Source organism: Christiangramia sp. 3-2217-3z (genome assembly GCF_051195275.1).
Taxonomy (GTDB): Bacteria; Bacteroidota; Bacteroidia; order Flavobacteriales; family Flavobacteriaceae; genus Christiangramia; species Christiangramia marina.
The window spans coordinates 180,163-192,413 of record NZ_JBNJLI010000005.1; the positions used below are offsets into that span (position 1 = coordinate 180,163).

General features: G+C 38.6%; 11 protein-coding genes. 8 read left to right on the forward strand and 3 right to left on the reverse strand.

Going from position 1 to position 12,251, the window contains the following annotated elements:
* The first annotated feature begins 15 nt into the window (after positions 1–15).
* Both fbaA and accD read left to right on the forward strand, forming a co-directional pair.
* Positions 16–1,083 (forward strand): class II fructose-bisphosphate aldolase, encoded by a 1,068-nt coding sequence (gene fbaA, locus ACSHZO_RS10760; protein ID WP_298247641.1) that lies wholly within the window; start codon positions 16–18, stop codon positions 1,081–1,083.
* A gap of 89 nt (positions 1,084–1,172) precedes the next feature.
* Positions 1,173–2,030 carry an acetyl-CoA carboxylase, carboxyltransferase subunit beta gene (gene accD, locus ACSHZO_RS10765; RefSeq protein ID WP_298247642.1) on the forward strand — a complete coding sequence of 286 codons (858 nt, stop codon included), beginning with the start codon at positions 1,173–1,175 and terminating at the stop codon, positions 2,028–2,030.
* Between the two features lie 77 nt (positions 2,031–2,107).
* Here accD and ACSHZO_RS10770 read toward each other — a convergent pair whose 3' ends face one another.
* The 3 genes from ACSHZO_RS10770 to ACSHZO_RS10780 form a co-directional block, all read right to left on the reverse strand.
* Positions 2,108–2,473 (reverse strand): heavy-metal-associated domain-containing protein, encoded by a 366-nt coding sequence (locus tag ACSHZO_RS10770; protein WP_298247643.1) that lies wholly within the window; start codon positions 2,471–2,473, stop codon positions 2,108–2,110.
* 10 nt (positions 2,474–2,483) lie between these two features.
* Positions 2,484–4,718, reverse strand: coding sequence for a TonB-dependent receptor (locus ACSHZO_RS10775; protein WP_298247644.1), 2,235 nt, complete (start codon positions 4,716–4,718; stop codon positions 2,484–2,486).
* 88 nt (positions 4,719–4,806) lie between these two features.
* The gene (locus ACSHZO_RS10780) at positions 4,807–5,217 is read right to left on the reverse strand and encodes an HYC_CC_PP family protein (RefSeq protein WP_435067079.1); all 411 of its coding nucleotides are present in this window, start codon (positions 5,215–5,217) and stop codon (positions 4,807–4,809) included.
* Between the two features lie 132 nt (positions 5,218–5,349).
* Between ACSHZO_RS10780 and rpsO the strand changes: the two genes are divergently transcribed.
* The 6 genes from rpsO (at position 5,350) to ACSHZO_RS10810 (ending at position 12,210) form a co-directional block, all read left to right on the forward strand.
* Complete coding sequence (gene rpsO / locus ACSHZO_RS10785; RefSeq protein ID WP_141878553.1) at positions 5,350–5,619, forward strand: 30S ribosomal protein S15; 270 nt, start codon at positions 5,350–5,352, stop codon at positions 5,617–5,619.
* 200 nt (positions 5,620–5,819) lie between these two features.
* Positions 5,820–8,087 carry a polyribonucleotide nucleotidyltransferase gene (locus ACSHZO_RS10790; RefSeq protein WP_298247646.1) on the forward strand — a complete coding sequence of 756 codons (2,268 nt, stop codon included), beginning with the start codon at positions 5,820–5,822 and terminating at the stop codon, positions 8,085–8,087.
* Between the two features lie 303 nt (positions 8,088–8,390).
* Positions 8,391–9,254, forward strand: coding sequence for a sigma-70 family RNA polymerase sigma factor (locus ACSHZO_RS10795; protein ID WP_011708302.1), 864 nt, complete (start codon positions 8,391–8,393; stop codon positions 9,252–9,254).
* 203 nt (positions 9,255–9,457) lie between these two features.
* Complete coding sequence (locus tag ACSHZO_RS10800) at positions 9,458–10,312, forward strand: NAD(P)H-binding protein (protein ID WP_298247647.1); 855 nt, start codon at positions 9,458–9,460, stop codon at positions 10,310–10,312.
* Positions 10,312–11,739: a phytoene desaturase family protein gene (locus ACSHZO_RS10805; RefSeq protein WP_298247648.1), complete on the forward strand. Its 1,428-nt coding sequence runs from the start codon at positions 10,312–10,314 to the stop codon at positions 11,737–11,739. The genes ACSHZO_RS10800 and ACSHZO_RS10805 overlap by 1 nt, the downstream gene beginning before the upstream one ends.
* 69 nt (positions 11,740–11,808) lie before the next feature.
* Positions 11,809–12,210, forward strand: a complete 402-nt coding sequence (locus ACSHZO_RS10810; RefSeq protein WP_298247649.1) for a BLUF domain-containing protein — start codon at positions 11,809–11,811, stop codon at positions 12,208–12,210.
* Positions 12,211–12,251 lie beyond the last annotated feature (41 nt).

Genomic DNA, 12,251 nt, shown 5'->3' on the forward strand with positions numbered 1-12,251 from the left:
AATCAACTAAAAGTTATGAGTCACAATATCAAACCGGGCGTTGCCACTGGAAAAGAAGTTCAGGAGATTTTCAATTATGCTAAAGAGAAAGGTTTTGCCCTTCCCGCTGTTAACGTAATTGGATCAAGTAGTGTGAATGCTGTTCTGGAAACTGCTGCTGAGTTAAACTCCCCTGTTATTATTCAATTTTCTAATGGTGGTGCGCAATTTAACGCTGGTAAAGGATTATCGAATGAAGGAGAACAGGCTGCAATTGCCGGTGGAGTTGCTGGTGCAAAACATGTGCACGAAATGGCTAAACTTTACGGTGTACCAGTAATCATGCATACAGATCACTGTGCTAAAAAATTACTTCCGTGGATTGACGGACTTTTAGATGCCAGTGAAAAACACTACGAACAATTTGGTAAACCCTTATATAGTTCTCACATGATAGATCTTTCCGAAGAACCTTTGGAAGAGAATATGGAGATCTGTAAAAAATATCTTGAGAGAATGTCCAAAATGGGAATGACTCTGGAGATCGAACTTGGAATTACCGGTGGTGAGGAAGATGGAGTAGACAACTCTGATGTTGATGCTTCCAAACTTTATACTCAGCCTGAAGAAGTTGCCTATGCTTACGAAGAGTTAAGCAAAGTGAGTGATCAATTCACTATCGCTGCAGCTTTCGGAAATGTGCACGGTGTTTACAAGCCAGGGAACGTAAAGTTGACTCCAAAAATCCTGAAGAATTCTCAGGAATATATTACTAAGAAATACAATGTAGAAGAAAACCATATCGATTTTGTTTTCCATGGTGGAAGTGGCTCTACAGTAGAAGAAATTCGTGAAGCTATTGGATATGGTGTTATCAAAATGAATATTGATACCGATCTTCAATATGCATATTTGGAAGGAATTCGTGATTATATGGAAGCTAAAAAGGATTACCTGGCTAGACAAATTGGAAATCCCGATGGTGAAGATGTTCCTAACAAGAAATATTACGATCCACGTAAATGGGTTAGAGAGGGTGAATTGACTTTCAAGACACGTCTAAAGAAAGCTTTTGAGGACCTTAATAACGTAAATACATTATAAATAATATTTTAAACAGTCTTTTTCTTCGGAATTAGACTGTTTTTTATTGCCATAAATTTGACAACCCTGACGATTAAAATTTGAAAGAAATGGCTTGGTTTAAAAGAACACAAAAAGGAATTCAAACTCCTACTGAAGATAAGAAAGATGTCCCTAAAGGCTTGTGGTATAAATCACCTACCGGGAAGATCGTAGATGCTGAACAACTGGAAAGCAATTTTTACGTAAGTCCGGAAGATGGATACCACGTAAGAATTGGTAGCAATGAATATTTTAAGATCCTTTTTGATGATAATAATTTCAAGGAACTTGATAAGAATGTTACTTCTAAGGATCCTTTAAATTTTGAGGATACTAAAAAATACACAGACAGACTTAAAGCTGCGCAGGAAAAGACTGGTTTAAAAGATGCTGTACGAACTGCTGTTGGAAAATCTAAGGGAAAAGACCTGGTGATCGCATGTATGGATTTTAAATTCATTGGTGGTTCCATGGGGTCTGTTGTAGGAGAAAAAATTGCTCGAGCAGCAGATTATGCACTTCAGAATAAAATTCCATTTATGATCATCTCCAAATCTGGAGGTGCCAGAATGCAGGAAGCTGCACTATCATTGATGCAACTTGCAAAAACTTCAGTGAAGTTAGCGCAACTTGCCAATGCACAGATTCCTTATATATCCCTTGCCACAGATCCTACTACTGGAGGGACTACTGCGAGTTTCGCTATGTTAGGAGATATTAATATTTCTGAACCAGGAGCATTAATTGGATTTGCAGGACCAAGAGTTGTGAAAGATACCACCGGGAAAGATCTTCCAAAGGATTTCCAGACTTCAGAGTTTCTGAAAGAAAAAGGGTTCTTAGACTTTATCACACATAGATCTGAATTGAAAAATAAGGTGAATTTATACCTTGATTTAATTCAGAATCAACCAGTGAGAAAATAAGTAGATATTTCTGTGTTTACATAACAAAAAAACGACCTGTTCTCTCATGTCGTTTTTTTTGTTTCTGTACTTCAGCATTAATCGATCTTTCCTGAAACATGATCTTCTCTAACTTCTGGATCGCGATACTTGCAACAATCGTCAAGCTTAGCATAAGCTTCATCTGTAGCTTTTAAGCTATCGAGATCATGCCCGGCATCCAGAATATTGCCTTGAATCGTTTTAAGATCTGTTTTATTTTCATTGAAGATCAACTGTAATTCCTGAGTTTCTAAGTTCCAATCGGCAAATTTCACACCCTTCGATGTTATACCTGCTTTCTCGATTCTATCCTTACACATCATACAAACACCATCCACTTGAAATGATGCCTTTGCATTGCGATCCTGAGCAAACATACTGGTAGAACCTATCATAAAAATTAATAATAGTAAATATTTCATATTCTTCTGTTTAATTCAATTTAAATCTAAAACCTGCGTAGTATAAATTACCAAAAACGGGACCATAAACTAGGGTTGAGTCAAAATAATCTCCAAAGGGATCTTCCACAGCAAGAATTGGTCGATCCTGCCTTACATTAGTAATGTTTTCTCCTCCAATATAAACCTCGAACTTACCTGAAAAAACCCTGGTTATTTGTGCATTTACTGTGCTTAATGAAGGCGAATATTCTCCTACCTGGAACTCCTCTGGATTTGTGGCTGTAGACGGAAATCTTTGCTCCCCGAGCCAATTATAGGTAGCGTCAAACTTCCACTGACTATTATTTCTAATTTCGGTCTCATAGGAAAGATTCGCAAAGATTCTATGTTCCGGGATAAGGGGCTTTATCTTAGTTCCAGTCTGGTACTTTGTTTTTACATCGTAAAATTTATAAGCCATTCTTAGATCGAGGCGCTCTGCAGCATTATAGCTTAATTCAGCTTGAAAACTATTCGCATAGCTATCTCCTTTCAGATTATAAAAACTGATCTCCTGTGGGTTTTCCCAGTCGACTACCACCTGGTTCTGAAAATCAGTTCGATAATAATCAAAGATCAGCTCTGCTTTTCTACTGAAAATATTGAAACCCTGCATATATGAAATTCCGTAATTCCAGGCGATCTCGGGATCCAAACCATAAATATCTCCGCTGGAACTTCTTTGAATGTTGATCTCCCGGGAAGAGGCGAATAGATTTTGATTTTCAGCAAAGATATTAGCAGCCCGTTTACCACGACCAAATGATACTCTTAAAGCCGATTTCGCCCAAGGTCGATACCTCGCATGAACTCTTGGAGTAAGAAAGAAACCAAGACGGTTATGATAATCTGCACGCACTCCTGCGGTAAGATTAAGCTTGTCCATATCGTCAAAGTTATACTCGAAAAAACCACCTACAGAATTATCTTTACGAACGTAATCTGTATCTTCTACCAGCTCATTATAAGAATCCTGAGTAAAATCAAGACCAGTTTTGATCTTATGTCTGGAGTCACTGATAATACTATTATAAATAATGTTGGAATAAATGCTATTGTGCTCTATATCATAAACCCTAAGACCAAAATAGGAATCCTGCTGATGATTACTCACCGCTAATTGCATCCCAATACTCTGCCACGGAAGTTCTGGATTTACATATCCAAGTTTTCCTGAAAACTCATAGCGCTGTGTATTGATCTCACTTCCCCAGACATTTGTGGTAAGTTTATCTGTTTCAGGATCAAAATCGAGCTCTCCGGTTTGCTTTTCATCATTGAGATAGCGGAAATTCATAAATGCCATGATCCCGTTCTCGTTATCGATATATTGCCAGCGATTCATTAAATTGATCTGATTATACAATGGCATGTCCAGGAAGTTGTCGTTATTGACATCGTGCTCTTCCTGTTGCGAGTTTCCGTGTACAAAAATTCCTGTACTCCACTTCTTATTCAGCTGAGTATTATAATGAGTGTTGATTTCCAGGCGCTTACTGCTGGCGCCATAAAGGTTCACGAATAGTCTATCTGAATTTGCAGGCTTCTGAAGCTCAGCGTTGATCTGGCCTGCAATACTTTCATAACCATTAACCACACTACCCGCTCCTTTAGTAATCTGAATACTCTCCACCCATGTTCCCGGTGTGAAGGAAAGTCCGTAAGCCTGAGCGGCTCCTCTTACTGACGGAATATTTTCGGTAGCAATCAATATATAAGGACTGGTTAATCCCAACATCTTTATTTGCCGGGTTCCCGAAATAGCATCAGCGAAATTAACGTCTATGGAAGGATTGGTTTCAAAACTTTCAGAAAGATTACAACACGCAGCTTTTAAAAGTTCATCACTGCTAATATTCATGACATTCGTAGACTCCAGATAGGATCTTGAAGTTGCTTTTTTACGAGAAACCAGGTCTACTTCATCAAGATTTGCTGAAGGACTTAGTTCATGAACAAAATTATCCTTATTGTTCTTTATACTAAGAGTATCTGATTTATAGCCCATAAAACTAATGATCAGTTTATTGTATTCTTTCTTATACGGAATTGAAAATTCACCGTTGAAGTCGGTTATGGTTCCAACTTCGGTATTTAGCCAGTAGACATTTGCTCCGGGAACAGGCATTTTTGTTCCCAGTTCCTGTACTTTACCCTTGAAAGCTTCCTGTGAAAATATTACCGTAGGGAGTAGTAATAATATGAGTGATTGTATGATTTTCATCAATTGAATTTTGATTTTTGATAATAATTAAAGTACCCTCCGCTTGTGTCTTTCTGCGGAAAGTAATAATTCTATTAAAAATCTAAATTCAGATTAAATATACCTGATAGCATGACTGAAGGTCAAAGCTAATAGTAGGCGGATCGTATTGAAGTGAATTTTCCGGGCTTCTGGATTCCGGTTGAAAGAGTAAAAAAAAAGCATTGCCAAATGCCATAAGAAAGACCTGTTGATCTACATCCAGGTCGTCAATTTTCTTAACAGTTGTAATATCCTGTCCTTCCAGCACATCAACCACATCCTTACAGCATTCAGATTCAGAAGGAATGTTATCCTTAGCATCTAAACAACCAGGGCATTTCTCCAATTCAGCAAAAACAGAAGTATCAATTAATCGCTCGCCACAGAAATGCTTTTCAATAGCGAATGAATTTGTAGTTACCAGCACTAATAATGCTAGCAAGGATACCAGAAGTTTATGAGGAAATGCAATTATCACTTTGCAAAAATACGACTTTTGATTGAGTCTATAAATTTAAAACCTAATACATACGGAATAAAAAATAAATGATATCTTTGCCGCCTGACAGAAATGCTGTCAATACATAAAAATCATTTAAATAATATTGGAATGTATCTAGCAAAAGAAAGAAAAGAAGAGATCTTCGAAAAACACGGTAAATCAAAAAATGATACCGGTTCAGCAGAAGGACAAATCGCATTATTTACTTACAGAATTGCTCACCTATCTGAGCACCTGAAGAAAAACCGTAAGGATTTTAATTCAGAGCGTTCGCTGGTAAAGCTTGTTGGTAAAAGAAGAAGCTTACTTGATTACTTGATGAAAAAGGATATCATGAGATATCGTGCAATCATTAAGGAACTTGGACTAAGAAAATAATTTTCAGGGGGCTTTATGCCCCCTTTTTTTATATCTTGGAACAACCTGTTACAGGTTGCTTAAAATTGTCGCCCAGGGGGTAGTTTTTCATTGGTCACAACAACTACACACAACACACAACCCGGCCGTCCGGATGGCGGAGACCTTTGTTTAACTAAAATGATCTGGTTGAAGTTATTCAGATCGAATTTGAAATTATTATGATTCCACAAACATTTAAGGAGGTTATCGATTTAGGAGATGGTAGAACTATTTCCCTCGAAACCGGAAAATTAGCAAAACAGGCTCACGGGTCTGTGGTCGTTCAAATGGGTAAGGCTATGTTACTTTGTACTGTAGTATCTTCTTACAAGCCTACCACCATGGACTTCTTTCCATTAACACTGGATTACCGTGAAAAATTTGCAGCTGCAGGTCTTTTCCCTGGAGGTTACTTCAAGAGAGAAGCGAGACCAAGCAATGAAGAGATTTTGGTAATGCGTTTAGTAGACCGTGTATTGCGTCCACTATTCCCAAAAGACTACAAATTTGAAACTCAGGTAATGATCCAGCTAATGTCTCATGACGATGATGTTATGCCAGACGCACTAGCAGGATTAGCAGCTTCTGCAGCTATCCAATTATCTGATATTCCTTTTGAAACTCCTATTTCTGAAGCTCGAGTAGCAAGAATTAATGGAGAGTTTGTTCTAAACCCAAGCAGAGAGAAACTTGCTGAAGCAGACATGGATATTATGGTTGGAGCTTCTGCAGATTCTGTAATGATGGTAGAAGGACAGTTTGACGAATGCTCTGAAGAAGAGATGGCTGAAGCGATTAAATTCGCACATGAAGCTATCAAAATTCAGTGTGAAGCTCAGGTAAAACTTGCTGAGGCATTTGGAAAGAAAGAACCAAGAGAATACGAAGTAGCTGCAACAGATGCAGATATCGAGAAGAAAATTCTTGATGCTACTTACCAGAAATCATATGATATCGCTAAAAGCGGTACCAGCAAAAAAGAGAGAAGTGAAGCTTTTTCTGAATTAAAAGAAGAAGTGAAAGCGATGTTCTCTGAAGAAGAGTTAGAAGAAAAAGGTAAAATGATCTCCGGTTACTTCAACGATGCTCAGAAAAAGGCAGTTCGTGATGTTACTTTAAAAGAAGGAACCAGATTAGATGGTAGAAAAACCGACGAGATCAGACCAATATGGTGTGAGGTAGATTACCTTCCATCTACACACGGTTCAGCAATATTTACTCGTGGAGAAACTCAGGCACTGGCAACAGTTACTTTAGGTACTTCAAGAGAAGCTAACCAGGTAGATCTTCCAACGCAACAGGGAGAAGAAACTTTCTATTTGCATTATAACTTCCCTCCATTCTCAACTGGAGAAGCATACCCAATTAGAGGTACTTCAAGACGTGAGGTTGGACACGGGAATCTTGCTCAAAGAGCATTAAAAGGAATGATCCCTGCAGATTGTCCTTATACCGTACGTGTAGTTTCTGAAGTTTTGGAATCTAATGGTTCTTCTTCAATGGCTACAGTTTGTGCTGGTACAATGGCGTTAATGGATGCTGGTGTTCAATTGAAAAAACCAGTTTCAGGTATTGCAATGGGATTAATTTCTGAAGGTGACGACTACGCAGTACTTTCTGATATTCTTGGAGACGAAGATCACCTGGGTGATATGGACTTTAAAGTGACGGGTACTGTAGATGGTATTACCGCTTGCCAGATGGATATCAAGGTTAAAGGACTTTCTTATGAAATCCTGGTAGCTGCATTGAAACAGGCCAGAGACGGTAGACTTCATATTCTTGAGAAACTTTCTGAGACTATTCCAACCGCAAATACTGAAGTTAAAGCTCATTCTCCTAAGATCATCACCAGAAGAATTCCTAATGAATACATTGGTGCATTGATTGGACCGGGGGGAAAAGTGATACAGGAACTTCAAAAAGAAACTGGAACTACGATCGTTATTAATGAAGATCCGGTTACAGAAGAAGGTGTTGTTGAAATTCTGGGAACTCAGCAGGAAGGAATTGATAAAGTTATTGCAAAGATCGAATCTATTACCTTCAAGCCTGAAAAAGGTAGCGTATATGAAGTGAAAGTGATCAAAATCCTTGATTTTGGAGCTGTTGTGGAATATATGGATGCACCAGGAAATGAAGTATTACTTCATATCTCTGAGCTTGCATGGGAACGCACCAATGACGTGAACGATGTTCTTAAAATGGGTGATGTGATTGATGTGAAATATTTTGGTCTTGATCCTAAAACCAGAAAAGACAAAGTTTCCCGTAAGGCATTGCTTGAAAAACCTGAAGGTTACGTGGCAAGACCACCAAGAGATGACAAACGTGATAATCGTGGATCCAGAGATAGAGATAATCGTGGTTCTCGTGATAACCGAGGCCGTGATAATCGCAGAGACGATCGTCGTGACGATAGAAAACCAAGAGAAGACAAAGAATAATTTTTCTCTTCTTAATAAAAAAAAGCCCGGATCTTCCGGGCTTTTTTGATTCTAGCCTGTAAGGTTTTCAACTTCCTGCAGACTCATATAAAGGTTTTTCAACATTATTTTGAATAAGAATTTGCGTTAGGGATTGTAGCGAATAGCCCACAGCGACTGCAAGGAGCGAGGACTAGCAGCGTAAAGCCCGGCACGAAGTGCAACGCCCGGAAAAATATTTTAAAACTTTTTGTAACATTTTTTGGAATTCTTACGTATAACTACACAGAGACCCTATGCACAATTAAAATCCAAGAGAGATAGATGAGACAACTGAAGATTACGAAGCAGGTTACCAATCGTGAAACCGCTTCGTTAGACAAGTATTTGCAAGAAATTGGAAAAGTGGACCTGATCACGGCTGATGAAGAAGTTGAACTGGCACAAAGAATTAAAGCGGGAGATGACCGCGCGCTGGAGAAATTAACCAAAGCGAACCTTCGTTTTGTTGTTTCTGTAGCCAAACAATATCAAAACCAGGGATTGACCCTTCCTGACCTTATTAACGAAGGGAATCTAGGACTTATAAAAGCTGCGAAACGTTTCGATGAAACTCGTGGTTTTAAATTTATATCTTACGCCGTATGGTGGATTCGTCAATCTATTCTGCAGGCATTAGCTGAGCAATCTCGTATTGTTCGTCTTCCATTGAATAAAATTGGATCTATAAACAAGATCAATAAAACTTTTGCTTTCCTTGAACAGTCACACGAGCGTCCGCCAAGTGCTGAAGAGATTGCTAAAGAGCTGGATATGACAATTAATGACGTAAAGGAATCAATGAAGAATTCTGGTCGTCACGTATCCATGGATGCTCCGCTTGTAGAGGGTGAGGATTCGAACCTGTATGATGTACTACGCTCAGGTGAATCTCCAAATCCAGACAAGGAACTTCTACATGAGTCTCTTAGAACTGAGATCGAGCGTGCGTTGGAAACTCTTACTCCGCGTGAAGCTGATGTGATCAGACTTTATTTTGGACTTGGTGATCAACATCCCATGACTCTGGAAGAAATTGGCGAGACTTTTGATCTTACTAGAGAAAGAGTACGCCAGATCAAGGAAAAAGCTATTAGAAGATTAAAGCATACTTCCAGAAGTAAGATTTTAAAAACCTATCTTGGTTAAAATATTTAAGATGACAACAGTTTAGTGACGGGAGTGATGACCCGTTATGAGAATAACTGTTCGTTTTTTGATTGATGAATGACCCCGGAGTGATGACCGGGGTTTTTTCTTTTCTATACCAGACTAAATTTTTGTTAATCTAATTCCGGTTTACTCTAATCCATGATTTTGTTCTTAAATTCTATTCAAAAAGAATTCTAATCATGAAAAAGGTATTAATCGCAGGAGCTTCGGGAGTATTAGGCATGGAACTTTGCAAGTTATTGAGTCAAAACGCCGGTATAGCGCTCAGACTGCAAACCAGTTCCAGTGAAGGAGCTGAAAAGTTAAAAAAGTATAGTACCGACATCTTTATCGCGGGAAACGAGGATGACCTTACCGGTATTGCTGAGGATATAGATATTGTGATTTCTGCACTTGGGAATAGTGTGAGTCTCTTTACTAAAAACGACTCATCATTCTATCAAACTGATCTTTATACCAACAAAAAAATTCTTGAAGATGCAGAAAAGAATCAGGTTGATAGATTTGTATATGTATCGATTCTGGGCGCAGAGGAAAATGAGAAAATGAGCCTTCCAGGCTCTAATAGACTTTTTGAGAAATCTTTAGAAAGCTCAGGTCTTGATTATACGATAATTAGGCCAGTAGGTTTATTTAGTGGTCTGCACGATTTGGGGATCATGGCGAAAAGAAAGCTGGTTCCGGTAATAGGCGACGGAAAAGCAAAAACCAATTCCATGCACCAGGCAGATCTTGCGCTATTCATTACTGAAGTACTGGAAAATGGTGATAAACTAATTGAAGTAGGTGGTCCTGAAATTCATACCCGGTTGGAAATGGCTGAAATGATTGCTGAAAGATTTGATGCTAAGACACTAAAAGTTCCCGAAAGTATTGCTGAAGCAGGTGTACTATTATCTTCATTTTCTGAAGATATTAAACACAAACTTGAAAATTTTAAATATATCACCACACATGATATGATTGGAAAGTCCTACGGAACAAAGACTTTTAAAGAGTATTTAGAGAATATTGATGAAAACGAGCTACCCTGATGAACGAAGAATATGATGTCATTATAGTTGGAAGTGGTCCAAACGGGCTGGCTGCAGCCACCTATCTTCAGAAGCAAGGTTACAGAACGGCAATATTTGAACAGGCAGAGAAACCTGGCGGAGCGGCCAGAACAGAGGAAATTACTTTACCCGGTTTTAAGCACGATCTTGGATCTGCTGTGCATCCGTTGGCCTTTGCATCTCCTTATTTTAAAACTTTACCACTGGAAGATTACGGACTCAAATGGATACATCCCGAGATTCCGTTTGCACATCCTTTCGAAGATGGTACTGCTTTTGGGTGTTATAAGGATATTCGTAAAACTGCCGCGCAGTTAGGAGAGGATGAACAGAACTATCTTGATCTACTTTTAAACTTTGTTGAGAAATGGCCAGAACTGGAAGAAGATTTACTTGCTCCATTGCGACTACCACAGAATCTGGAAATGATGTTCAGATTTGGTCTGAAGGCGTTACCATCAGCTAAATTTACCGTAGATCATTACTTTAAAGAGGAAAAGAGTAAGATCTTCTTTTATGGTGCCGCTGCTCATTCCACGTTACCACTTTCAAAATTAGTATCCTCCTCTTTCGGTTTGGTATTGAATATTCTGGCGCATAGGCATGGATGGCCGTTTCCTGAAGGCGGGGCGGTTAAGATCGTAGATTCTCTCCTTGCTTATTATAAAGATCAGGGTGGTAAAATATACCTGAACCAAACAGTATCAGATCTTGAAGAATTGCCTTCGAGCAAAACTTTCATTCTGGACCTCACTCCAAAACAAATCCTGAAAATCAAGAATACTGATCTCAGCAAGACTTACAGAAGCAGATTGGACAAATATAAGTATGGAGCCGGTATCTTCAAGATGGATTGGGCTCTCGACAAACCTATCCCCTTCACGAACGAAATTTGCAAAAAAGCCGGAACCGTGCATTTTGGATATAGTAAAGAATCACTTGAAGATTCAGAAGCAGCGGCACATGAAAATAGATTATCCAGCGAACCTTACGTCTTGCTGGCACAACCTTCAGTATTTGACTCTAGCAGGGCTCCCGCAGGAAAACATTCGGCCTGGGCATATTGCCATGTTCCAAATGGAAACACCGAGGATGTTTCTAAACAAATTGAGAACCAGATCGAGAGAGCAGCTCCAGGCTTTAAAGAAAGTATAATTGCGAAATGCACTATGAGGACAAATGAACTGCAAGTTTTAAATCCTAATTTAATTGGAGGTGATATTAATGGAGGCAAACAGGATATTAGTCAGTTATTTACCAGACCAATTGCGAGTATCAACACATATGCTACTTCAAATCCTAAGATTTTTATAGGCTCCTCTTCCACACCTCCTGGGGGTGGAGTACATGGAATGGGAGGATATTACGCAGCGAAGTCGGCTGAAAAATTCCTTCAGAAAAAATAAAACCCTTAGAGGTTTGGTAGAATTAGTAAAACCTTATATAATTAAATAGATTAAATCATCACTTTCATCATGCGATATGCCATAAGTTACGTTAGCACAGCTAAAAGAAGTCTTTCAGAAACAGAAATTAGACAAATTCTAAATGATTCTGAAAACAATAATAATAAGCAAAATATTACCGGACTACTACTCTATTCAGAAGGAAACTTTTTCCAGATCATTGAGGGAGATCAAAAACAGATTGTTCAGCTTTACGAAACTATCGAGGATGATTCCCGCCATTTTAATGTTATCAAATTATTCGGAAAAGAGATTAACAAGGAATCCTTCGATGGATTCAAAAGTGATTTTATTTCAGAAGACGCTCGCTATAGCAGTGCCCGACTTCAAAATTATGAGCATTACCTGGAGGTTCTGGATAAACCAACGAAAAATGCCGTTGCTAAAATTCTAAAAGCATTTATCGTCTAATGCTCTAAAAGCCTGTAATTCTTCTTATTTTTGCAGCTCAC